At 56.9% G+C, this 23,296-nt stretch carries 17 protein-coding genes; 9 read left to right on the top strand and 8 right to left on the bottom strand.

The window, feature by feature from the left end; all coding sequences use genetic code 11:
• Nucleotides 1-3 precede the first annotated feature (3 nt).
• The 5 genes from bcsZ to HX778_RS03260 all read left to right on the top strand — a co-directional run bounded on the left by bcsZ (nt 4) and on the right by HX778_RS03260 (nt 9,947).
• Nucleotides 4-1,110, top strand: a complete 1,107-nt coding sequence (gene bcsZ, locus HX778_RS03280) for a cellulose synthase complex periplasmic endoglucanase BcsZ (protein ID WP_176981284.1) — start codon at nt 4-6, stop codon at nt 1,108-1,110.
• Nucleotides 1,092-4,589, top strand: a complete 3,498-nt coding sequence (bcsC, locus tag HX778_RS03275) for a cellulose synthase complex outer membrane protein BcsC (RefSeq protein ID WP_176981283.1) — start codon at nt 1,092-1,094, stop codon at nt 4,587-4,589. The genes bcsZ and bcsC overlap by 19 nt, the downstream gene beginning before the upstream one ends.
• Nucleotides 4,590-4,791: 202 nt before the next feature.
• Entirely contained in the window at nt 4,792-6,777 is a 1,986-nt protein-coding gene (gene hmsP / locus HX778_RS03270; RefSeq protein WP_218167004.1) for a biofilm formation regulator HmsP, read from the top strand.
• 181 nt (nt 6,778-6,958) lie between these two features.
• The gene (locus HX778_RS03265; RefSeq protein WP_038477534.1) at nt 6,959-8,245 is read left to right on the top strand and encodes a dicarboxylate/amino acid:cation symporter; all 1,287 of its coding nucleotides are present in this window, start codon (nt 6,959-6,961) and stop codon (nt 8,243-8,245) included.
• A gap of 217 nt (nt 8,246-8,462) precedes the next feature.
• The gene (locus HX778_RS03260; protein ID WP_038477538.1) at nt 8,463-9,947 is read left to right on the top strand and encodes a pitrilysin family protein; all 1,485 of its coding nucleotides are present in this window, start codon (nt 8,463-8,465) and stop codon (nt 9,945-9,947) included.
• 80 nt (nt 9,948-10,027) lie between these two features.
• On the opposite strand, the gene HX778_RS03255 is transcribed toward HX778_RS03260, so the two are convergent.
• On the bottom strand, nt 10,028-10,960 hold the full coding sequence (locus HX778_RS03255) for a sugar kinase (RefSeq protein WP_176981281.1): 933 nt from the start codon (nt 10,958-10,960) through the stop codon (nt 10,028-10,030).
• Between the two features lie 243 nt (nt 10,961-11,203).
• Here HX778_RS03255 and pdeH point away from each other — a divergent pair, with 243 nt between their 5' ends.
• Nucleotides 11,204-11,977 (top strand): cyclic-guanylate-specific phosphodiesterase, encoded by a 774-nt coding sequence (gene pdeH / locus HX778_RS03250; RefSeq protein ID WP_038477544.1) that lies wholly within the window; start codon nt 11,204-11,206, stop codon nt 11,975-11,977.
• Between the two features lie 65 nt (nt 11,978-12,042).
• Complete coding sequence (locus HX778_RS03245) at nt 12,043-14,109, top strand: AsmA family protein (RefSeq protein ID WP_176981280.1); 2,067 nt, start codon at nt 12,043-12,045, stop codon at nt 14,107-14,109.
• A gap of 99 nt (nt 14,110-14,208) precedes the next feature.
• On the opposite strand, the gene HX778_RS03240 is transcribed toward HX778_RS03245, so the two are convergent.
• From HX778_RS03240 to HX778_RS03225, 4 genes are all read right to left on the bottom strand, one after another.
• A complete protein-coding gene (locus tag HX778_RS03240; protein WP_038477550.1) occupies nt 14,209-15,534 on the bottom strand; it encodes an MFS transporter in 1,326 nt (441 codons plus the stop codon).
• Between the two features lie 196 nt (nt 15,535-15,730).
• A complete protein-coding gene (locus HX778_RS03235; protein WP_038477553.1) occupies nt 15,731-16,387 on the bottom strand; it encodes a DapH/DapD/GlmU-related protein in 657 nt (218 codons plus the stop codon).
• 90 nt (nt 16,388-16,477) lie between these two features.
• Nucleotides 16,478-17,536 (bottom strand): inner membrane protein YhjD, encoded by a 1,059-nt coding sequence (gene yhjD / locus HX778_RS03230; protein WP_176981279.1) that lies wholly within the window; start codon nt 17,534-17,536, stop codon nt 16,478-16,480.
• Nucleotides 17,537-17,591: 55 nt separating this feature from the next.
• Nucleotides 17,592-18,491 carry a LysR family transcriptional regulator gene (locus tag HX778_RS03225; protein ID WP_176981278.1) on the bottom strand — a complete coding sequence of 300 codons (900 nt, stop codon included), beginning with the start codon at nt 18,489-18,491 and terminating at the stop codon, nt 17,592-17,594.
• A gap of 119 nt (nt 18,492-18,610) precedes the next feature.
• On the opposite strand from HX778_RS03225, the gene HX778_RS03220 reads away from it, so the two are divergent.
• Nucleotides 18,611-19,369, top strand: a complete 759-nt coding sequence (locus tag HX778_RS03220) for an SDR family NAD(P)-dependent oxidoreductase (RefSeq protein ID WP_038477562.1) — start codon at nt 18,611-18,613, stop codon at nt 19,367-19,369.
• A gap of 136 nt (nt 19,370-19,505) precedes the next feature.
• Here HX778_RS03220 and yieH read toward each other — a convergent pair whose 3' ends face one another.
• Nucleotides 19,506-20,171 (bottom strand): 6-phosphogluconate phosphatase, encoded by a 666-nt coding sequence (gene yieH, locus HX778_RS03215; RefSeq protein ID WP_038477565.1) that lies wholly within the window; start codon nt 20,169-20,171, stop codon nt 19,506-19,508.
• A gap of 168 nt (nt 20,172-20,339) precedes the next feature.
• Between yieH and HX778_RS03210 the strand changes: the two genes are divergently transcribed.
• Nucleotides 20,340-21,671, top strand: a complete 1,332-nt coding sequence (locus tag HX778_RS03210; protein ID WP_038477568.1) for an NCS2 family permease — start codon at nt 20,340-20,342, stop codon at nt 21,669-21,671.
• Nucleotides 21,672-21,728: 57 nt separating this feature from the next.
• On the opposite strand, the gene HX778_RS03205 is transcribed toward HX778_RS03210, so the two are convergent.
• Together HX778_RS03205 and HX778_RS03200 are read right to left on the bottom strand one after the other, a co-directional pair.
• Nucleotides 21,729-22,295, bottom strand: coding sequence for an NADPH-dependent FMN reductase (locus HX778_RS03205; protein ID WP_176981277.1), 567 nt, complete (start codon nt 22,293-22,295; stop codon nt 21,729-21,731).
• Between the two features lie 17 nt (nt 22,296-22,312).
• Nucleotides 22,313-23,071: a 4'-phosphopantetheinyl transferase superfamily protein gene (locus tag HX778_RS03200; RefSeq protein WP_176981276.1), complete on the bottom strand. Its 759-nt coding sequence runs from the start codon at nt 23,069-23,071 to the stop codon at nt 22,313-22,315.
• Nucleotides 23,072-23,296 lie beyond the last annotated feature (225 nt).

The following is a 23,296-nucleotide window of genomic DNA, read 5'->3' as shown; positions in this document are numbered from 1 at the left end:
ACGATGAAAATCAGCTCCGTACTGCTGATGGTCGGGCTGATGTTGACAGCCGTTACCGGGCAGGCCGCCTGTACCTGGCCTGCCTGGGAGCAGTTTAAACAGAACTACATCAGCGACCAGGGAAGGGTTATCGACCCCAGCGATGAACGCAAAATTACCACCTCGGAAGGGCAAAGTTATGCGCTCTTCTTTGCGCTGGCCGCTAACGACAGGGCAATGTTCGACCAGCTGCTGAGCTGGACGGAAAACAACCTTGCCGAAGGGGCGCTAAAAGACCATCTGCCCGCCTGGTTATGGGGCAAAAACGACAAAGGCGAGTGGACGGTTTTAGACACTAACTCTGCCTCTGACGCCGACATGTGGATTGTCTGGAGCCTGCTGGAGGCGGGGCGTTTGTGGCATGAGCCTGCCTATAAGCGCCTTGGCGAAAGGCTGCTTAAGCGCGTGGCGAAAGAGGAAGTGATTAAAATCCCTGGGCTTGGTTTTTCACTGTTGCCTGGGCGTGTGGGTTTTAACCATTCCCCTGAGTGGCGGCTGAACCCAAGCTACCTTCCGCCGCAGGTGCTACAGCGGGTGGTTCGCTACCGTGGCCCATGGCCGGCGATGCGGGCGGCTAATCAGCGGTTACTGCTCGAGACTGCGCCAAAAGGATTCTCCCCAAACTGGGCTGACTGGCGCGAAGGCAAAGGCTGGCAGTTTGCGACAGATGATGCCCGCTACGGCAGCTATGACTCGATACGCGTTTACCTTTGGGTTGGCATGATGGCCGACGACGATCCGCACAAGGCCCGGCTGCTAAAGGCATTCCAGCCGATGGCCGATATGACGATTAAACAAGGTTTGCCGCCGGAAAAAGTCGAGGTGCAAACCGGAAATATTCAGGGCAACGGGCCGGTGGGTTTCTCCGCCGCGATGCTGCCTTTTTTACAGGATAGCGAAGCACGGGAAGTGCAGCGCCAGCGGGTTAAGGACAATTTCCCCCAGGCTGACGCCTATTACAGCTACGTTTTAACGCTCTTTGGTCAGGGATGGGATCAAAAACGTTTTCGCTTCAATTCTCTGGGTGAATTAATCCCGAGCTGGGGTCAGGTATGCGCAAGTTCTCATTAAGTTTAGTCACTCTCTCACTGGGCATGGCGCTGATGCCGATGGCCCAGGCCGCCCTGACGCCTCAGCAGCAATTGCTCGATCAGGTGCGTATGGGCGAGGCCAGCAAGCGCGAAGATATCGTGCGTCAGTCCCTTGCCCGACTGGAGCTGATGGCGCCCGACGATCCGGACGTTATTTCAGCCCGGATGCGCTACATGCTGCGCCAGGGTGACAACGCCGGGGCGAAAAAGCAGCTGGAGCGGCTGGCAAAGCTGGCCCCCGGTTCTGATGGCTACAAACAGTCTCAGTCCACCATGATGTTGACCAGTGCGGACGGCCGCCAGCAGCTGCAGGAAGCCCGGTTACTCGCGGCCAGCGGCCACACCGAGCAGGCTATTACGGCCTATGAAAAAATGTTTGACGGCAACCCGCCTGAGGGTGATTTAGCGATTGAATACTGGATGCTGATGGCGAAGCGTCCCGGTGGTGCTAACCAGGCGATTGATAAGCTCAAAGCGCTGGACGCTGCCGCGCCGGGGAATGCCGAGCTGCGTGGCAACCTGGCACGTCTGATGTTTGCCAACGACCGCAGCGCCGAGGCTTACCAGATGCTGGAGAAGATGTCGAAGTCCAACAGCAGCCGGGGCGATGCCGCTGTGCAGTGGTATGGTCAAATTAAGAACCTGCCGGCAGGGCCAGAAAGCGTGGCGGCTTTGCAGCGTTTTCTCACCGTGTTCACCGAGGGCGATACGGTCGCCAGCGCGCGTGAACAACTCGCACAGCAGCAAAAGCAGCTGGCCGATCCGGCCTTCCGGGCGCGTGCTAAAGGTTTAGAGGACGTCAGCGGCGGGCGCGGAAACCAGGCGATCCCGCAGCTGAAAGAGGCGTTAAACGCTAAGCAGAACGACAGCGAAGTGGTTGGCGCGTTGGGGCAGGCTTATTCCCAGCAGGGAAAACGTGCCCTGGCGGTGCAGCAGTTTGAAAAAGCGATTCAGATGGATCCTGAAAGCGATAACCGCGGGAAGTGGGACAGCTTGCTCAAAACGAACCGCTACTGGCTGCTTATTGAGCAGGGTGATACCCAGCTAAAAGCCAATAATCCGGATGCCGCGCTGCAGAAGTACCAGCAGGCGCAAAGAATTGATAATACCGATAGCTATGCGGTGCTGGGCTTTGGCGATGTTGCCGTCGCCAAAAAAGACGACGCGGGCGCCGAGCGTTATTACCAGCAGGCGCTGCGCATGGATCGTGGAAACAGCAACGCCATTCGCGGTCTGGCAAACGTTTATCGCCGTCAGTCGCCGGAGCGCGCTGCGGCCTATATTCAGAGCCTTTCCTCCAGCCAGCGCAAAAGCATAGATGATATTGAACGCAGCCTGACGGCAGATCGCCTGGAACAGCAGGCTACCGCGCTGGAAAGCCAGGGGCAGTGGGCAAAAGCGGCGGACGTTCAGCGTCAGCGGCTCAAGCTTGACCCGGACAGCGTATGGATTACCTATCGCCTGTCTAACGATCTCTACGCCGCCGGGAAGCATAGCGAGGCGGATAGCCTGATGCGAGGTCTTGCCCAGCGTAAACCTGGCGACCCTGAGCAGGTCTTCGCCTACGGGCTTTACCTTTCAGGCAATAACCACGATGTGGCGGCGCTGAGCCACCTCAATACGCTGCCAAAAGCGCAGTGGAACGATAATATTCATGAGCTTGCCGACCGGTTGCAGTTCAACGAAGTGATGCAAACGGCTAACCGCCTGCGGGACGGCGGTAAAGAAAAAGACGCCATTGCGCTGCTTCAGCAGCAGACGCCGTCCGATCGCATTGATTTAACGCTGGCCGACTGGGCCGCCGAGCGTGGCGACCGTACCACGGCGAAATCGCAGTATCAGAAAGTCCTGCAGCGCTCGCCGAATAACGAAGACGCGCTGTTAGGCTTAACCGAGGTGCTGATCGCCGAAGGTGATAAACCGCAGGCTCGTGATCTGCTGGCTAAGCTGCAAACAACCCCGGCGGGCGTTACCCCGTCGATCAATACCCAGCGCCGGGTCGCAAATGCCTGGGCTGTTTTGGGTGATAACGAAAAAGCTGCACAAACCTATGCCCCGATTCTGGTTGCGGCGAAAAGCCAGCCGCCGTCGATGGACAGCGCGCTGGTGATGCGTGATGCCGCCCGCTTCCAGGCCGCAAGCGGCCAGCCGCAGCAGGCGCTGGAAACCTATAAAGACGCGATGGTGTCTTCAGGTATCACCCGGACGCGCCCGGTGGATAACGACAGCTTCACTCGCCTTACGCGTAATGACGAAAAAGACGACTGGCTGAAGCGTGGCGTGCGTAGCGACGCCGCCGATCTTTATCGTCAGCAGGATGTGAACGTGACGCTTGACCACGAATACTGGGGTTCCAGCGGCACGCCGGGTTATTCAGATTTGAAAGCGCACACCACCATGCTGGAAGTGGACGCCCCGCTCAGCGATGGACGCATGTGGTTCCGTACCGATATGGTGAACATGGATGCCGGATCGTTCAAAGATAACGGCTCGGGCTACAAGGAGCGCTGGGGCACCTGTGCGGAACACAACTGTTTCGGCAACACAAAACAGAGTGGCAACGGCGCAAGCCTGGCCGTTGGCTGGAAAAACGATACGTGGCAGACGGATATAGGCACTACGCCGCTGGGCTTTGACGTCGTTGATGTCGTGGGCGGCGTGAGCTACAGCAACGACCTCGGGCCGATTGGCTACACCGTGAATGCGCACCGACGCCCAATCTCCAGCTCCCTGCTTTCCTTCGGCGGGCAGCGGGATCCGAATACCAATACCGTGTGGGGCGGCGTTCGGGCAACCGGCGGCGGTGTCAGCCTGAGCTACGATAAGGGCGAAGCTAACGGCGTCTGGTCCAGCCTGAGCGCAGACACGCTTACCGGGAAAAACGTGGCCGATAACTGGCGCGTGCGCTGGATGACGGGCTACTACTACAAGCTGATCAACGAGAATAACCAGCGCCTGACCGTCGGCCTCACCAATATGGTCTGGCACTATGAAAAAGATCTTAGCGACTACTTCCTCGGCCAGGGCGGTTATTACAGCCCGCAGAAATACGTGTCGTTTGCCGTGCCGGTGACCTGGCGTAAGCGTACAGAGAACTGGTCCTGGGAGCTGGGCGCTTCCGGCTCCTGGTCCTATTCCCACAGCAATGCGGGCATGCGCTATCCGCTGCGTAACCTCGTGCCAAATAACACTAACGCCTACCCGGACGATCTCAATGGCTATCCGGACCGTAACGACCCATCCTCAGCCAGCAGCAGCAACGGCTTCGGCTACACGGCCAGGGCGCTGGTAGAGCGCCGCATCAGTTCGCACTGGTCAATCGGTGCCGGGATTGATATTCAGCAGGCCAAGGATTACACCCCAAGCCACGCGCTGATTTTCGTTCGCTACTCGATGGCGGGCTGGCAGGGCGATATGGATATGCCGCCGCAGCCGCTGGTGCCTTACGCAGACTTCTGATTGGGCGTATTCTAAGACGGCGGGTTAGCCCGCCGTCAGCGGTTTTTCAGCCCGACGTTGACTCAAATTTAGCCATAAAAGCAGAATTAGCCGATTATCCAGGGGCGAGGATTAAAAACCGTGGCAATGCAGTATACTCTGCGGGCATAAGAATATCCTGATGCCGGGCGTGGCGTGGGTTAAGCATAAGCGGAGAGTCAGCTTGCGAGTCAGTCGTTCCCTAACGATAAAACAGATGGCTATGGTGTCAGCCGTGGCCCTGGTGTTTATTTTTATTTTTATCGTCATTCAGCTGTTCCATTTTGTGCAGCAAAACCGCTACGACACCGCCACCCAGATGGAGAAAATCGCCCACTCCATTCGTCTTCCGCTGTCTGACGCTATCCTTCGGGCGGACATTCCTCAGGCCGAGGCTATCCTGCACCAGATCCAACCTTCCGGCATTATCAGCCGGGCGGACGTGGTGCTGCCGAACCAGTTCCAGGCGCTTCGGCTTAGCTTTATACCGGAACACCAAATCCCGATGCTGATCACCCGCGTGTTTGAGCTGCCGGTGCAGATATCTCTCCCGCTTTATTCGCTGGAGCGCCCGGCTAACCCGCAGCCGCTGGCTTATCTCGTGCTACAGGCCGACTCGTGGCGCATGTATCGCATCATCATCAGCACGATTTCCACCCTGTTGACCACCTATTTGCTGCTGGCGCTGATTCTGACCGTGGCGATCAGCTGGTGCATCAATCGGCTGGTGGTGCATCCGATCCGTAAGATTAGCCGCGAGCTGGATGGCCTTAACCCCCAGCAGGCGGGTGAGCACCAGCTAACGTTGCCGCCGCTGCACCATGACGATGAAATCGGCATGCTGGTGCGCAGCTATAACCGCAACCAGCAGGTTACGCTGCGTCTTCAAGAGCAGATGAACACGATGAGCACCCACAATCCGATCACCGAGCTGCCAAACAAAGCGCTGCTGCTGGCGCTGATTGAGCAGATGGTGGTGAACGAGAAACACGGTGCGCTGATGTTAATCGGCAGCGAAACCTTGCAGGATGCGGCCGGCGTGCTGAACGAAGAGCAGCGCGAGATGCTGCTGCTGACGCTGGTGGAAAAAATCAAACCCGTGCTGCCTGCCAACGCGGTGCTGGCCCAGCTCAGCCTGAATGATTTTGGGCTGCTGCTCTACGGCGTCAGCGACCCGTGGTATGCGATGTCGCTGGCGCAGAAAATCATGGAAACGCTCAATGCCCGTTTGCCGGTTCAGGCGCTTCAGCTGAAGCCAACTGCCAGCCTCGGCATTGCGATGTTCAAGCCCGGGCTCAGCGCCGAGCAGCTTTACCGTCGGGCGGCCTCGGCGACGCTTTCTGCTCGCCGCTGCGGGAAAAATCAGATTCAGTTCTTCGACCCCGATCAAATGGAAAAAGCGCAGCGTCGCCTGACCGAAGAACACGATATTTTAAACGCGCTGGAAAAACACCATTTTGCGGTCTGGCTGCAGCCGCAGGTGGATATGCGCGACGGCAGCGTGGTCAGCGCCGAAGTTCTGCTGCGTCAGCGCCAGCTGGACGGCAGCTGGAGCCTGCCGGAAGGGTTGATTGAACGCATTGAGGCCTGCGGATTGATGATTACCGTCGGTAATTGGATCCTCGAAGAGTCCTGCCGCACCCTGTCTGCCTGGCAAAGCAGGGGCATTACGCTGCCGCTATGCGTGAACCTCTCTGCGTTACAATTGCTGCATGAAGAGATGGTGCCGTCGCTGCTGGAGCTGCTTAAGCGCTATCGTATCCAGCCCGGCACGCTGATCCTCGAAGTGACCGAAAGCCGCCGCATAGACGACCCGAAAGCGGCGGTGAATATCCTGCGGCCGCTTCGCCAGGCTGGGGTGCGCATCGCGCTGGACGATTTTGGTATGGGCTACGCCAGCCTGCGTCATCTGCACCACATGAAAGCGCTGCCGATTGACGTGCTGAAGATAGACAAAAGCTTCGTGGAAGGGCTGCCGGAAGACAACGCGATGGTGGGGGTTATCATCGCGATGGCCAAAGCGCTGGACCTGAAAGTGGTGGCCGAGGGCGTTGAGCAAGAGGCACAGCGCGAGTGGCTGGTGGCGCACGGCGTTATCTACGCGCAGGGCTTCCTGTATGCCAAAGCCCGCACCCTGGAGCAGTTTGAAAGTGAATTTCTTGCTGCCTGAATGAAAAACATTAGTTACAAATGTTGCGAGCTGGATCGGTTCAGTTCAAGTTTTTAACAATTCCGTTAACAAAGTCGATCGAGGCCACTTCTGCGTTTTTTTTGGGGTGATATGTTGAGTGCCGCAGTGATACCGGTCCCTGAGCCGGGCTGCGGTTACTCTCCGTCCCAAGGATACTCTAATGAAAACCTCACTCTTCAAAAGTCTGTATTTTCAGGTGCTGACCGCAATTGCCATCGGCATTTTGCTGGGTCACTTTTACCCGGAATTGGGTGCCCAAATGAAACCGTTTGGCGACGCGTTCGTTAAACTGATTAAAATGATTATTGCGCCCGTCATCTTCTGCACCGTGGTGACCGGGATCGCGGGCATGGAAAGCATGAAAGCCGTGGGCCGTACCGGCGCGGTAGCGTTACTCTATTTCGAAGTTGTCAGCACCATCGCGCTGATTATCGGGCTTATCGTGGTCAACGTGCTGCAGCCTGGCGCGGGGATGAACGTTGATCCGGCGACGCTGGATGCTAAAGCGGTGGCGGTTTACGCCGAACAGGCTCAGCAACAGGGCGTGATTGCCTTCCTGCTGGACGTGATTCCAGGCAGCGTGATTGGCGCGTTTGCCAGCGGTAACATCCTGCAGGTGCTGCTGTTTGCCGTGCTATTTGGCTTTGCCCTGCATCGCCTGGGCCACAAAGGCCAGATGATCTTTAACGTCATCGAAAGCTTCTCTCAGGTTATCTTCGGTATCATCAACATGATCATGCGCCTGGCGCCTATCGGGGCGTTTGGTGCGATGGCGTTCACCATCGGGAAATACGGCGTCGGCTCTCTGGTTCAGCTGGGCCAGCTGATTATCTGCTTCTACATTACCTGCCTGCTGTTTGTGATTCTGGTGCTGGGCTCTATTGCGCGCGTCACCGGCTTCAGCATCTTCAAGTTCATCCGCTACATCAAAGAAGAGCTGCTGATTGTGCTGGGAACGTCCTCTTCCGAGTCCGTGCTGCCGCGCATGCTCGATAAGATGGAAAAACTCGGCTGCCGTAAATCCGTTGTTGGCCTGGTTATTCCAACCGGCTACTCCTTCAACCTGGACGGCACGTCGATTTATCTGACGATGGCGGCGGTGTTTATCGCTCAGGCGACCAACAGCCACATGGATATCTTCCACCAGATAACGCTGCTGGTGGTGCTGCTGCTCTCCTCTAAAGGAGCTGCAGGCGTGACCGGTAGCGGCTTCATCGTACTGGCTGCAACCATCTCTGCGGTAGGGCATCTGCCGGTCGCCGGTCTGGCGCTGATTCTGGGTATCGACCGCTTCATGTCCGAAGCCCGTGCGCTGACCAACCTGGTGGGTAACGGCGTGGCGACCGTCGTGGTGGCCAAATGGGTGAAACAGCTGGATGAAAAACAGCTTCGCCAGCAGCTGGATAATCCACAATCCGACAAAAAAGTGACCGAAGTCTCCCACTAATCCGACCAATTGCCCGCAGCGACTTGCCCTCGCTGCGGGCGACTCTGCATAATTACCCCGCTAAATATTCAACACTCTCTATTTTTCACTTTCTTAAGTGACGTTTTCGCAGAAATGCGGTCAAACGGATTGGTGAAACGTCACCTATGTCGGTCTGCGGACGTCGAATGCCGCGCCGATGTGCTACTTTTAACCAGGATTGTTTTTAGGGGTTCACATGCAGGGCACCAAGATTCGACTTTTAGCTGGCGGATTGCTGTTAGCAGCAATGGCCGGTAACGTGCAGGCAGAAGCACTCCAGCCGGACCCGGCCTGGCAACAGGGAACGCTTTCTAACGGCTTCCAGTGGCAGGTTTTATCCACTCCCCAGCGCCCAAGCGATCGCGTTGAAATTCGCCTGATGGTGAATACCGGTTCGCTCGCCGAAACCGCTCAGCAAAGCGGTTACAGCCACTTTTTACCGCGCATGGTGTTGACGCAGGCTGGCGGCCTGCCGACGAGCCAGGCGCGTTCGTTATGGCAGCAAAGCAGCGACCCGGAGCGCCCACTTCCTCCGGCTATCGTCTCGTATGACTTCACGCTGTTTAACCTCAGCCTGCCGAATAACCGTAATGATTTACTGAAAGAAGCGCTGATGTTCCTGGCGACGAATACCGGCTCGCTGGACGTGGCCTCTGGCACCGTGACCGCTGCGCTGCACGCGCCGGATATGGTTGCCACCTGGCCGATGAACACCAAAGACAGCTGGTGGCGCTATCGCCTCAAAGGCTCCACGCTGCTGGGCCATGATCCGGCAGAAAGCCTCAAGCGCCCGGTTGACGCCGCGCAGCTGAAAGCGTTTTACGACAAATGGTACACCCCGGACGCCATGACCCTTATCGTGGTCGGCAACGTAGACAGCCGCAGCGTAGCGGAACAAATCAACAAAACGTTCGGCGAGCTGAAAGGCAAGCGCGAAACGCCTGCGCCGGTGCCAACGCTCTCCCCGCTCAAGCCTGAGCCGGTCAGCCTGATGACCGATAGCGTGCACCAGGACAGGCTTTCTCTGATGTGGGACAACACCTGGCAGCCGATTCGTGAGTCTGCGGCGCTGCTGCGCTACTGGCGTGCGGACCTGGCTCGCGAAGCGCTGTTCTGGAACGTGCAGCAAAGCCTGGGCAAAAACGGCGTTAAAGACCTGAACCTCAGCTTCGACTGTCGCGTGCTCTATCTGCGTGCCCAGTGCGGGATAAACATTGAGTCGCCAAACGATAAGCTGAACGCCAGCCTGACCAGCGTAGGCCGCGAGCTGCTGCGAGTGCGCGATAAGGGCCTGTCTCAGGAAGAGTTTGATGCGCTGATTGCCCAGAAGAAGGGCGAGCTGACGAAGCTGTTTGCCACCTACGCGCGCACCGACACCGATGTGTTGATCAGCCAGCGCATGCGCTCGCTGCAGAACCAGGTTGTCGATATTGCGCCGGAACAGTATCAGAAGCTGCGCCAGGATTTCCTCGACAGCCTGACCGTGTCGATGCTCAACCAGGACCTGCGTCAGCAGCTGTCTCAGGATATGTCGCTGATACTGCTGCAGCCTAAGGGCGAGCCTGAGTACAACATGAAGGAACTGAAAGCGACGTGGGATAAGGTGATGGTTCCAGCCGCCGCGCCGCCGGTGACCGACGATCCTAAGCAGGATGTTTCGGATATTCCTCCGGCTTCTTAGTGCCGGGATTGCCCCTCACCCCGACCCTCTCCCCATGGGGGAGAGGGGGAATTCTTTTAGCCCTCGGGGAGAGGGTCCACTTATTTGGGCATTGCTTCCAGCGGGATAATCGCCCCGCGAAACTGGATCACCGTCCCTGCCGTCAGATGGCCGCGCTTCGCGGCTTCTTCCGTCGTTCCTCCGGTTAAACGCACCGCCAGGTAGCCTGCGCTAAACGAATCCCCTGCCGCGGTGGTATCCACAACGTTTTCTTTCGCCAGTCGAAGGGCGGGGACTTCGAGTTCGCTTGCACCTCTGATCGACACCAGGCAAGACTCTGCGCCCCGTTTGATAACCACTTCTTCTACGCCTGCAGCGTGCGTCCGGCGAATCACCTCACCTGCCGGGGCAGTGCCCCAAAGCAAGTCTTCATCATCCAGCGTCAGGAAGGCAATATCCGTGCAGGCCAGCATCTGCTGGTAAACGCGCCGTGTCTCTTCGGGGCTGGCCCATAGGCGTGGGCGATAGTTGTTGTCGAAAATCACCTTGCAGCCGTTGGCTCTCGCCTGCTTCAGCATTGCCAGCAGCTTCTCGCGGCTGGTTTCGTTGAGGATAGCCAGGCTAATACCGCTCAGGTAGAGATAATCGAACTGTGCCAGTTCGGCGCAAATTTCCTCTGAACGCTCGCTCTCCAGCCAGAACCGCGCCGCCGCTTCGTTACGCCAGTAGTAGAAGGTGCGCTCGCCGTGGGCGTCGGTCTCGATGTAGTAGAGGCCCGGAAGGCGGTGTTCCAGGCGCTGAATCAGCGCCGTATGCAGCCGCTCCTTACGCCACGTGTCCAGCATCTGCTGGCTAAAGCTGTCTTCGCCAAGGGCGGTGACATAGTGCACTTCAAGCTCGCTTTCGCTGATCTGGCGAGCGAGATATACGGAGGTATTTAAGGTATCGCCACCAAAGCCGCGCTGCAGCTGAGCGCCGTTCTGAGACAGTTCAATCATGCATTCGCCAATCACGGCAATTTTCTGAGTGGGCATAGGAAACCTGATGATGAAATGAACAAAAAGACTGTTTTTTCGCATTCTCCGCCGTGGTGAAAAGTGAGTCAAACATTTTAAAACAGTGTTTCGGAAAATTTTGATGTGCGCCAGGTTGTTGTGATTGTGACAAAAATCGCTCTAGTCGATTTTGCTGCGAAAGCGAACATAAAGTTCTCAATTGCCACGCCGATAACCTTTCGACGAGCCATGTAGAGTCATCAGGTCAAACAGGATGTACAGATGAAGTTGAAACAGATTACTCACCGGCTGCATACGCTTGAGGCGAGCGTTGAAAGTTTGCAGGAGCGACGATTTTGGCTGCAGTGCCAGCGGCGCTATACCTTTCAGCCGATTTATAAAACAGACGGGAAATTGATGGCAGTGGAGCTGCTCACGGTGGTGACGCATCCGGCCGAGGCAGACGTGCGTATTCCGCCTGACCGCTATTTCTCTTCGATCCCCGGCCGCCAGCGTCTTACGGTGGTGGAAGAGCAGCTGCGCCTGCTGGAAGCATGGGAGCAGACCTTTATCGGGCATGACATTCTGGCCTCGGTGAACGTTGATGGCCCCACCCTGATTGCCATGAAGCAGCATCAGCCGATCCTCGATTTGATCGCAAAACTGCCGTGGGTGCGCTTTGAGCTGGTGGAGCATATCAACCTGCCGCAGGCGGCAACTCTGGCCGGTATGCACGAGTTTGGCCCGCTTTGGCTGGATGATTTTGGCACCGGCTTGGCAAACTTTTCTGCGCTGAGCGAAGTGCGTTATGACTACATCAAAGTGGCGCGCGAACTTTTCATCATGCTGCGAAAAAGCGATGAAGGGCGCAATTTGTTCACCATGCTGCTGCAATTGATGAACCGTTACTGCAAAGGCGTAATTGTGGAAGGTATTGAAACGGTTGAAGAATGGAGGGATGTTCAGTCTTCGCCTGCCTATGCAGCGCAGGGCTATTTCCTTTCGCGCCCGGTTCCTTTCGAAAACCTTGAACATGTGCTGATTCACCTCCCCTGATGCCGTTTCGGTCATGCTGGACTATCTTTTAGTCAGGCAGGCCGGCATCAGGAGAGGTAAGAAGGATGACAAGAGCAGGTAAAATTAGCAGTGTAATCGCCGGGATTTTCTTGTTGTTGGTTGTGGTGGCGATCGTCGTGATTGCGACGTTTGACTGGAACCGACTAAAACCAACCATCAACCAAAAAGTCTCGACCGAACTGAACCGCCCCTTTGCCATTCGTGGCGATCTGGGCGTGGTTTGGGAGCGAAACAAAGACGAAAGCGGCTGGCGTAGCTGGGTGCCATGGCCGCACGTTCACGCCGAGGACATTCTTCTTGGCAACCCGCCGGATATCCCCGAAGTCACCATGGTTCATCTGCCGAGGGTGGATGCGACGCTTGCCCCACTCTCGCTCCTCACCAAAACGGTCTACATCCCCTGGATTAAGCTGGTTGAGCCCGACGCCCGAATTATCCGGCTGTCGGAAAAAAATAATAACTGGACCTTTAACCTTGCCAGCTCTGGCGACAACGATCCCCATCAAAAACCGTCCGGCTGGTCCTTCCGGCTGGACAATATTTTGTTTGATAAAGGCCGGATCGCGGTAGACGACAAGGTCACCAGGGCAGAGCTAACGATCCTCGTCGATCCGCTGGGTAAACCGCTGCCGTTCAGTGAAGTGTCAGGCCAAAAGCCGCAGGGGAAGGACGCGGCGAAGGCGGCGGATTACGCGTTCGGGCTGAAAGTGAATGGTCACTACAACGGCCAGCCGGTGGAAGGCAGCGGTAAAATCGGCGGCATGCTGGCGCTGCGCAGTGAAAGCGATAGCGCGTTCCCGGTGCAGGCCGACGTGCGTTCTGGCACGTCTCGCGTGGCCTTTGTGGGGACCGTCAACGACCCAATGAAAATGGGCGGGGTTGACCTCAGGCTTAAATTCTCCGGGGACTCCCTCGGTAACCTTTACGCGCTGACAGGCGTGCTGCTGCCGGATACCCCGCCGTTTGAAACGGACGGCCATCTGCTGGCGAAAATCGATACGGATAAAGGTTCGGTCTTCCGTTACCAGGATTTTAACGGGCGCATTGGCGACAGCGATATTCACGGCTCCCTGACTTACAGCCAGGGCAAACCGCGGCCTAAGCTTGAAGGTGATTTAGTCTCTAAACAGCTGCGGCTGGCCGATTTAGGGCCGTTGATTGGCGTCGACTCAGGGAAGGGCGCAGAGAAGACGAAAAAAGCCAAACAGCAGCGCGGAGAAAGTACGGCGCAGCCCGCCGACAAAGTGCTGCCTTACGATCGCTTTGAGACGGACAAGTGGAACGTGATGGACGCCGATGTGCGCTTTAAGGGGCAGCGTATAGAGCACAGCGGCACGCTGCCGCTCAGCGACCTGAGCACCCACGTGATTCTGAATAACGCTGACCTGCGCCTGCAGCCGCTGAAATTCGGCATGGCGGGAGGGTCCATCAATGCCAATATCCACCTTGAAGGCGACAAAAAACCGATGCAGGGGAAAGCGGATATTCAGGCTCGTCGTCTCCAACTGAAGCAGCTTATGCCAAAGGTGGAATCGATGCAGAAAACGCTCGGTGAGCTGAACGGTGACGCTAACCTGAGCGGGCGCGGTAACTCCGTGGCTGCACTGCTTGGCACCAGCAACGGCAGCCTGAAGCTGCTGATGAACGACGGGCTTATCAGCCGCAACCTGATGGAAATCGTAGGCCTGAACGTTGGGAACTACATTGTCGGGAAGATTTTTGGCGACGAGGAGGTGCGGATAAACTGCGCTGCGGCGAACCTGGATTTGCGTAACGGCATCGCGACGCCGAGGATTTTCGCCTTTGATACCGAAAACGCCCTGATCAACGTGACCGGCAGCACCAACTTTGCCAGCGAACGTCTGGATTTGACCATCGATCCGGAGAGCAAAGGGATTCGTATTATTACCCTGCGTTCACCGCTCTACGTGCGCGGCACGTTCAAAAACCCGGATGCGGGCGTGAAGCCGGGGCCGCTGATCGTTCGTGGTGCGGTGGCCGCTGCGCTTGCGACGCTGGTCACGCCGGCTGCGGCGCTGGTTGCGCTGATCTCAACTTCTGAAGGCAGCGATAATCAATGCCGGACGATTTTGGGGCAGATGAAGAAGTGAGTGAACGTTTCCCCTCACCCCAGCCCTCTCCCCGAAGGGGCGAGGGGGAAATCAGCGTCCCCTTTCCCTTTTAGGGAGAGGGTCAGGGTGAGGGTAGATTTACAGCGACTGGTGGCGGGTTTCTTTACTCAGCAGCAGCGCGATCAGCGTCAGCGCAGACATCGCCGCCAGATACACGCCGACGTAGAACAGGCCGTAGTTAGCCTGCAGCCAGGTCGCGATATACGGTGCGACGGAAGCGCCGAGAATGGACGCGACGTTGTAGGAGAAAGAGGCGCCGGTGTAACGCACTTCCGTCGGGAACATCTCCGGCAGCAGCGCGCCCATCGGGCCAAAGGTCAGCCCCATCAGGCTCAGGCCGATCAGCAGGTAGGCCATCACCAGCGCCTGGCTGCCTGAACCCAGCAGCGGCGGGAAGACGAACAGCGCAAACAGAATCATCAGGCTGGTTATTACAATCATGCTCTTGCGGCGGCCAAAGGCATCCGCCAGGTAGCCCGCAATCGGCACCATCACGCCAAAGCCAATCACCGCCATCATCAGCATCCACAGCACGTCATTGCGTGAGAAGCCGAGGCCTGCCGGGACCGGCGCGGTACTGAAGGTCATGGAGTAGACCGTCATGATGTAGAACAGCGTATAGGTTGCCAGCATGATGAAGGTGCCGAGGATGGTCGCCTTCAGGTGTTTGGTCAGCAGCGTACCCATCGGCACTTTAACCTGCTTCCCGGCTTTAGCAATCTTCGCGAATACTGGCGTTTCATGCAGCGAAACACGGACATAAAGCCCAATAATGACCAGAACCGCCGAAAGAATAAACGGCACACGCCAGCCCCAGGACATGAACTGCTCGTCGGTCAACAGCCAGGAGAGCAGCAGGAAGGTGCCGTTGGCGAAGAAGAAGCCGATAGGCGCACCCAGCTGCGGGAACGAGCCATACAGCGCGCGCTTGCGCGGCGGGGCGTTTTCCGTAGCCAATAGCGCCGCGCCGCCCCATTCACCGCCCAGGCCAAGACCCTGCCCAAAACGGGCCAGCGCCAGCAGCATCGGGGCAAAAATACCGATGGAGGCATAACCCGGCAGCAGGCCGATGACGACGGTTGAAATCCCCATCGTTAGCAGAGAAGCAACCAGCGTCACTTTGCGGCCAACGCGGTCGCCGAAGTGGCCGAACAGCGCCGAGCCAATCGGGCGGGCGACAAAAGCGATAGCGAAAGTGGCGAGAGACTGTAGCGTGGCGGCCGTCGGGTCACCCTGCGGGAAGAAGATGTGTGGGAATACGATCACCGCCGCGGTGGCATAGATATAGAAGTCGAAGAACTCGATGGCCGTGCCGACCAGCGAAGCGACAACGACTTTTCCGCGTGAGTTTACGGGCGTGGCGTCAGCCCCGGTATCGAGAGTTGTGGCAACGGATGCTTGCATAGTTTTTTCTTATTTATGGCGAACGAAAGTCCATTTACGCATAGCAAAAGAAGCATTTCAACGCGCCACGGCGGGCGGCTAAGCTCAAAAAACAGGCATTAAGTGAATAATTTTTAAGCCTGCGCGTAAGCTTCTATGAAATGCTTCACAAAATTTCCAAAATAGAGAATAAAACTGGTTTCAGGTTAAAAAAAAGTTACCAGTTAGATTTATCTGCTAAGTTGGCCGGGTTGTCCCAGCGAGCGCAAAAACTTGCTGTCTCTCCGGACTGAAATTCCGGCAGGTGCGCCATTAATTTCTCCAGCGGCCAGTCCCACCAGGCAATGCGCTGCAGGCTTTCGGTGATTCCCTGCGGGAAGCGGCTGCGAATGGGTTTGGCTGGAACGCCACCGACGATGGTGTACGGCGGCACGTCTTTGCTGACCACCGCCCCGGCGGCAAGCACTGCGCCGTCGCCAACCGTTACGCCGGGCAGCACAATCACCCCGTGGCCAATCCACACGTCGTTACCAATCACCACCCGATCCTCACGGCGATGGGCAAAGAATGAAGTATCGCGGCCAACGCCGGGCGCGTAATACTCCGGGCAGTAGGTAAAGCGGTGCTGTGACGGGCGATCCATCGGGTGATTGGGTGCGCCAAGGCGGACGTGGTTGGCGATAGCGGTGAATTTACCGATAACGCTATCTGCCACGCAGCAGTGTTCGCCGAGGTAGGAGAAGTCACCGAGGATGCTGTATTCCAGCACGCTGTTGGCGAGTATTTCGCACTGTTCGCCGAGGGTGGTTTCACGCAGGCGAACGCTGGGGTCAACAAAGGTTTTCTGGAGTTTGGGTGCGGCGGCGGTTGTCATGGCATGTTCTCTGGTCGGAGGTTTAGACAAGTGGGCCTGCTAACCCGAAGGTCGGCAGGCCACCTATCCTGACCGGAAAACATGACAGGATTATTTATGCGTTTTGCCGGGCATTCTCGGGTCGTCTTTGTATTCTGCGGTGGCAATCCAGGCCGCGCAGAACAGCGTGAGGCGAGCGAAGAAGTAGAAAAAAGCCATCAGCCCCAGCACCGAACCAAAAGCGGCGCCGGAAGGCGAGCTGACCAGTTTTGGCAGGCTGTAGGTCATGATGATTTTGATCACCTCAAAACCGATAGCCGCAATCATTGTGCCGCGAATAAGCGCCTTGCGACGCGGGCGGTGACGCGGCAGTCGCCAGAAGATCCAGAAGAACAGCAGGTAGTTAGCAAAAATCGAAATCGCCAGGCCGACAAAGTGCCAGGCCGGTTTTAGCCACTCGATGTCGCCCAGGTGGAGGAGGCCTATCAGCAGCGTCTGGGCCGAACCGGAAATCGAGGTAATCGACAGGGTGACGATCAGCGCAATCAGCAGGCCAATCAATGAAATAAAGTCACGCAGGTATTTAATCCAGAATTTTTCCTGATCCTGCGGGCTGCGTTCCCATTTATCCCGCGACTGGGCGCGCACCGCTTCACGCAGGTTGCCCATCCAGTTAATGCCGGAGTAGAGGGCAATGAGCAGCCCGACCAGGCCAACGGTGGTGCGCTGCTGAACCGCAGTGTTGATGGTGTTTTTAAGCGTGGCGGCAAGCGTTGGGTCGCTGACGTTCTCAAGGATTTTGGCAAAAATGTCTTCGAGCAGCGTGGGGTGCGAGGCAAGCACGTAGCCGCCCGCCGCGAAGGCCACCATCATGATGGGGATCAGCGACAGAAACGAGAAGTAGGTAATGGCGGCACCAAACTGGTTTCCCAGACGGTCATTAAAGCGTTCGGCCGCACGCAGCAGGTGAGCAATCATCGGCTGTCTGACCGTTTTGTTGACCGCGGATATGGTGCTGTTCACCGCGGCGTTGCTGGTTTTAAGCTTCACCAGCGGATCGTTCTCTGCGGGGTCGCTTTGAGCTTCATCCTGCTGAGTCTCGATAGGTATAACAGGCTCGTATTCGAGCTCGTTGGTTGGGCGTTTTTCACGGTTATCCGGCGTCGTCATCGGGTCAATTTTCCTTTTGCAGTGGCAGGATCTTAAGGAAATTATAGCCATAACGCTAATCTACATAGGCTTTGAGTACGCCGGTTAGCCATTCCATAAACAAATGTACCCGCCGGGAGAGGTTGCGGCGATGCGGATAAAGCAGCGAAATCGGCATCGGTTCGGCGCGGTACTGCGGCAAAATCTCCACGAGGCTGCCTTCTTTTAGCTGGGCTTTCACGCCCACGCGTGGGACCTGGATAATACCCAGCCCGGCAGCGCAGGCCGCCTGGTAAGTTTCCGTGCTGTTGACGGTAATCAGGCCGCCGGTTTTCACCCACTGCGTTGTTTTATCCAGCCAGACTTCAAAGCCCTGCGGGCGAGTGCCGAGGTTTTGGGCGTAATGCACCAGCGCGTGTGAAGCCAGGTCGTCCAGGGTTTCAGGGTAACCAAAGCGGCTGAGGTAGTCCGGGCTGGCGCAGTTGATCATGGTAAATTTTCCCAGCGGCCTGGCCACCAGGCCCGAGTCTTTGAGGTGGCCCACGCGTACCACGCAGTCAAACCCTTCCCGGACAACATCCACCATTCTGTCGCTGCTGCTAAGCTCCAGCTCTATGCCCGGATACTGCTGCAGAAATCCCGGCAGTTTAGGAATAATCAGGCCGCGCGCCAGCGTGACGGGCATATCGACCCTGATTCGCCCGCTGACGCTGGCAGGATCGTGCTGGAACAGGCCATCCAGCTCGTCGAGATTAGTTAGCAGGTCCCGGCAGCGTTCGTAATAAACCATGCCGTCCTGGGTGAGCTGAACCCGGCGCGTGGTACGGTGCAGCAGGCGTGTTCCGAGCGAGGTTTCCAGCGCCTGAACCTGGCGCGAAACGCTGCCCTTCGGCAGCCCAAGGGTGTCTGCGGCGCGGGTAAAACTCTCCAGCTCGGCGACTCTCACGAAAAGCTGCATTGCATGTATTTTATCCATCTTATCACCGCATTGTTGTTTGAATTGAAACAGTGAGGCGCATCTGGCCGTATTTATTGATTTTGTATCAGCTAATAAGCTGTACCTCAATGACCTGTCAGCCAAATAAGAGGTTTATCATGAATCAACGTATCGCTTTAGTGACCGGCGGCAGCCGTGGATTAGGTAAAAACGCAGCGCTGAAGCTGGCTGCAAGAGGAATCGGTATTCTTCTGACTTACAACAGTAAGCAGCAGGAAGCCGAAGATGTTGTGCGTGAAATTGAGCAAAAAGGCGTAAAAGCCGCAGCAATACAGCTGAATGTCGGCGATTCCTCTACCTTTGCGGAGTTCGTTGAGCAGGTGATAGAGACGCTGAATAACGTCTGGCAGCGAGATACGTTTGATTATTTATTGAACAATGCGGGGATCGGTCTTGAAGCGTCGTTTGCCGAGACCAGCGAAGCGCAGTTCGATGAAATAATGAACATCCATTTGAAAGGGCCTTTTTTCCTGACCCAGCGCCTTCTGCCGCTGATTAAAGACGGCGGGCGCATTCTGAATGTGTCCACCGGCCTGACCCGTTTCTCGCTGCCGGGTAAAGCCGCCTACGCTACGATGAAAGGGGCGATGGAAGTGCTGACTAAGTATCAGGCCAAAGAGCTGGGCTCACGTGGGATTGCGGTGAATATCATCGCACCTGGCGCTATTGCCACCGATTTCAGCGGCGGTATCGTGCGGGATAATGAGCATGTGTCGAAAGCTATCGCCGCACAAACCGCGCTGGGGCGAGTAGGGCAGCCGGATGATATCGGCGATGCGATTGCGGCGATCCTCAGCGATGAGACCGGCTGGATGAATGCGCAGCGGATTGAAGTGTCCGGCGGGATGTTCCTTTAGTTTTTTGACCGTTCCCGGCAGGTGACCCTCACCCTAACCCTCTCCCTAAAAGGGAGAGGGGACAGACAGAAGCCAGTTTTCGGGGGAGTTTCTCCCTCGCCCCCTTTGGGGAGAGGGCCGGGGTGAGGGGCAATCCCTACGCCGTAATCACCCAACCGCGTGCTTTCCACAAGCCCGGTAACTCGGCCAAATCGGTAAACGTCGTCACTTTTGGATGATCGATCGGTTTGTTATGCGGATCGGCACAGAAATAAAACACCTCCATTCCCGCCGCAATGCCCGATTGCGCACCCGCCATAGAATCATCCACCAGAATGCAGTGCTCCACGCCCACCTTCATCTGTTCTGCCGCGTGGAACATCAGAGCCGGGTCTGGCTTCCAGCGCTGAATGTCGTAGCCGCTGTACAGCGTCTCCGGGAAGTAGCCGAGCATCCCGGTTTTGCCGAGAGAATGCTGCATCTTGCTGACCGGGCCGTTGGACACCACGCACATCGGCTTTTTGATTTGCGCCAGCAGGGTGTTCGCCCCGGCGATTTCCTGAAGCTCGCTGTCGAACAGACGGGCGACTTCGGCTCGGTAAATCGCCTCAAGTTCTGGCTTCGGCAGGCTGGTGCCGTACTCGGCGTTGATTGTGTCGATAATTTCGTAGAGTTTGACGCCTTTAAAGGTCTTGAAGACATCTTCGAGCGCAAGCTGAATGCCGTATTGCGCAAACATGTGCACGTAGGCTTTGGAGCAGATGACCTCGCTGTCGACCAGCGTTCCATCGCAGTCAAAAAACACCGCTTCTATCCGGGACATGCCATTTCCTTTCTCTCTGGTTTAACGTTTACTCTATGCTTTTTGCGCAACGCAATCGATCCCGTGGCGGTAATTTCAGCGAAAAAAGTGGATGATTTCCGTTATCCCCTGCCATTTTTGGTATAGGATAGCGGCGTATTTTTTCCTCTTTTAGTTCGGAAACCGATAATGAGCCAACCACAGTCCACTCCGGAAACAACCCCGGGGCTGCTCGAACGCGCGTTCAAATTACGCGAACACGGTACTAACGCCCGCACCGAGGTGATCGCCGGGTTCACTACCTTCCTGACGATGGTGTATATCGTTTTTGTTAACCCACAGATCCTCGGCGCGGCCGGCATGGATACTCAGGCGGTATTCGTCACCACCTGCCTGATTGCGGCCTTTGGCAGCATCCTGATGGGCATTTTCGCCAACCTGCCCGTTGCGCTGGCACCGGCAATGGGCCTGAACGCTTTCTTCGCGTTCGTGGTGGTCGGTGCGATGGGAATTTCCTGGCAAGTCGGGATGGGCGCGATTTTCTGGGGCGCCGTTGGCCTGCTGTTGCTGACCATCTTCCGCGTTCGCTACTGGATGATTGCGAATATTCCGCTTGGCCTGCGCGTAGGCATCACCAGCGGTATCGGCCTGTTTATCGGCATGATGGGGCTGAAAAACGCCGGGATCATCGTGGCCAATAAAGAGACGCTGGTCAGCATCGGGAACCTGACTTCCCACAGCGTGCTGCTTGGCGCGCTGGGCTTCTTTATCATCGCGATTCTTGCTTCCCGTAACATCCACGCGGCCGTGCTGGTCTCCATCGTGGTGACCACGCTGCTGGGCTGGCTGCTGGGCGACGTGCAGTATCACGGCATCGTTTCTGCGCCACCCAGCGTGAGCAGCGTTGTGGGGCAGGTTGATCTGGCAGGCTCCCTGAATCTGGGCCTGGCGGGGGTTATCTTCTCCTTCATGCTGGTCAACCTGTTTGACTCCTCCGGCACCCTGATTGGCGTGACGGATAAAGCTGGGCTAACCGATGCGAAGGGCAAATTCCCGCGCATGAAGCAGGCGCTGTTCGTGGACAGTATCTCATCCGTGACCGGCTCTTTCTTTGGCACCTCTTCGGTTACCGCCTACATCGAAAGCTCTTCCGGCGTTTCCGTCGGTGGCCGCACCGGGCTGACCGCTATCGTGGTTGGCCTGCTGTTCCTGCTGGTTATCTTCCTGTCACCGCTGGCGGGCATGGTGCCGGCATACGCGGCCGCTGGTGCGCTGATTTATGTTGGCGTCCTGATGACCTCAAGCCTGGCCCGTGTGAAGTGGGATGACCTGACCGAAGCCGTTCCGGCGTTTGTTACCGCCGTGATGATGCCGTTCAGCTTCTCGATTACCGAAGGTATCGCTCTCGGCTTTATTTCCTACTGCGTCATGAAGCTGGGTACCGGCCGCTGGCGCGAGCTGAGTCCGTGCGTCGTCATCGTCGCGCTGCTGTTTGTGCTGAAAATCGTGTTTGTTGATTAAAGCGACAGCAGAAATAAAAACGCCAGTCATGCGACTGGCGTTTTTTTTGGCCCGGAATCAGGCTTTCACGCGCTTGATATAATCGCCAAAGGCGGTGAGCTGCCCGGTCAGATGGTCAAGCGTGCTTTGATCGACCACTTCACCGCTCTGTGGGTCAACTTTGTTCTGGATAACGCCGCCCATAAACTCCGGCTTGTTCATCACCATCGCGTCGAGGAAGACGAGGATTTGGCGCAGGTGATACTGGCAGCGTGCGCCGCCGATGGCGCCCATGGAGCTGGTTTGAATCAGCACAGGCTTGCCGGCCAGCGGCTGCTCAGGCAGGCGGGAGAGCCAGTCAATGGCATTTTTCAGGCCGCCCGGCACCGAATAGTTGTATTCCGGCGTGACAATCACCACGCCGTCCGCCTGGCGAATCTGCCCGGCAATGGCTTCTACGCTCTGAGGGAAACCTTCTTCCTGCTGAATGTCGGCATCGTACAGCGGAATGTCACCGATGGAAGGCAGGGCATCTATCTGCATACCTGCCGGGGCAATGTTCGGCAGCGTGCGGGCGACCATTGCGTTAAATGAACCCTTACGCAGGCTCCCCAGTAAAGTCACTATCTTCAACGAATCAGACATTGGTACTCCTTTATGCGTCAGGACGTTCGGGAAAATGTGTTATGCGGCGTAGCTGCCTCTGATGATATACCCGTCAGGCGAATGATGCGCGCCTGAGCGCTGCGGCTGCGTGCTTCTGCGTCCGGCAGGGCGTTCCAGCCCTGCTGCCCGTCAAACTCCCACAGCTTCAGACGTTCAACGCCCGGTGCTACGGCACAGCCCCAGATAAGGATATCTTCCGCGTCGCTGATAGCCTCAATATGCGGCTCGTTTGTGACGCGCAGACGACCAGAGCCCGGCAATAATTGTAGCGTGTTCAGGCTGGTCTGGGGGTTGTCGGTAAGCTTCAGGACGCTACGGCGCAGGGTATGCAGCTGGGTGCGGGCTTCGTTGGGATCGTTTTGATTGTTGATCCAGGTGATTTCGCTACTGCTTGACTGAGACGGCGGCACCACAGGGGACGGAGCCTGAAAGCTGCGGCGAAGCTCCATGTCCAGACCGCAACGTCCTTCGGTGGCCAGCAGCACGCCCACCATGTTACCGGCATAGGCGAGGCTGAAATCCGGCAGCTCGGCGTCGGCAAAGCGCGGGCGTCCGGCGGTGGAGGTGATAATTTGCGGCAGGCGTTGGGTGCCGTACAGCATAAACATCATCTCGGCGACCAGCGTCCGTGACGCGAGATAGCGCGTGCGGCGGTGTTCCGGCATCAGGCTGGCTGCGTTAAGGGTTTCGTCGTTCAGTCGGGGTGAAGTGAGGTTGGGAGGGTTCAGAGCCCATCTTGCAAAATGCGTCGCCATTTGTCGCTCCTTGATAATGGTCAGTCGATGTCATGCCGTTTCGGGTGGCTGAAACAGCGCTCCGCTTTCGATCCTGAACGTCGTCAGGCATCGAATAGTAATCTCAGGTTCAGGGCGTTGTCATTGACGCTCTTCAATAGAGTGACCTATTTTTTGAGCAATATATTATATATTCAATCCTGGGAGAATTCTTAGTGGTTTGCGTCAGTGAAACACTTAAAAACA

It is taken from the genome of Cedecea sp. P7760, from assembly GCF_013386425.1.
Classification (GTDB): Bacteria; Pseudomonadota; Gammaproteobacteria; order Enterobacterales; family Enterobacteriaceae; genus Cedecea; species Cedecea selenatireducens.
The sequence above is the reverse complement of the archived record's forward strand: the minus strand, read 5'-3'. Positions and strand labels throughout refer to the sequence as shown.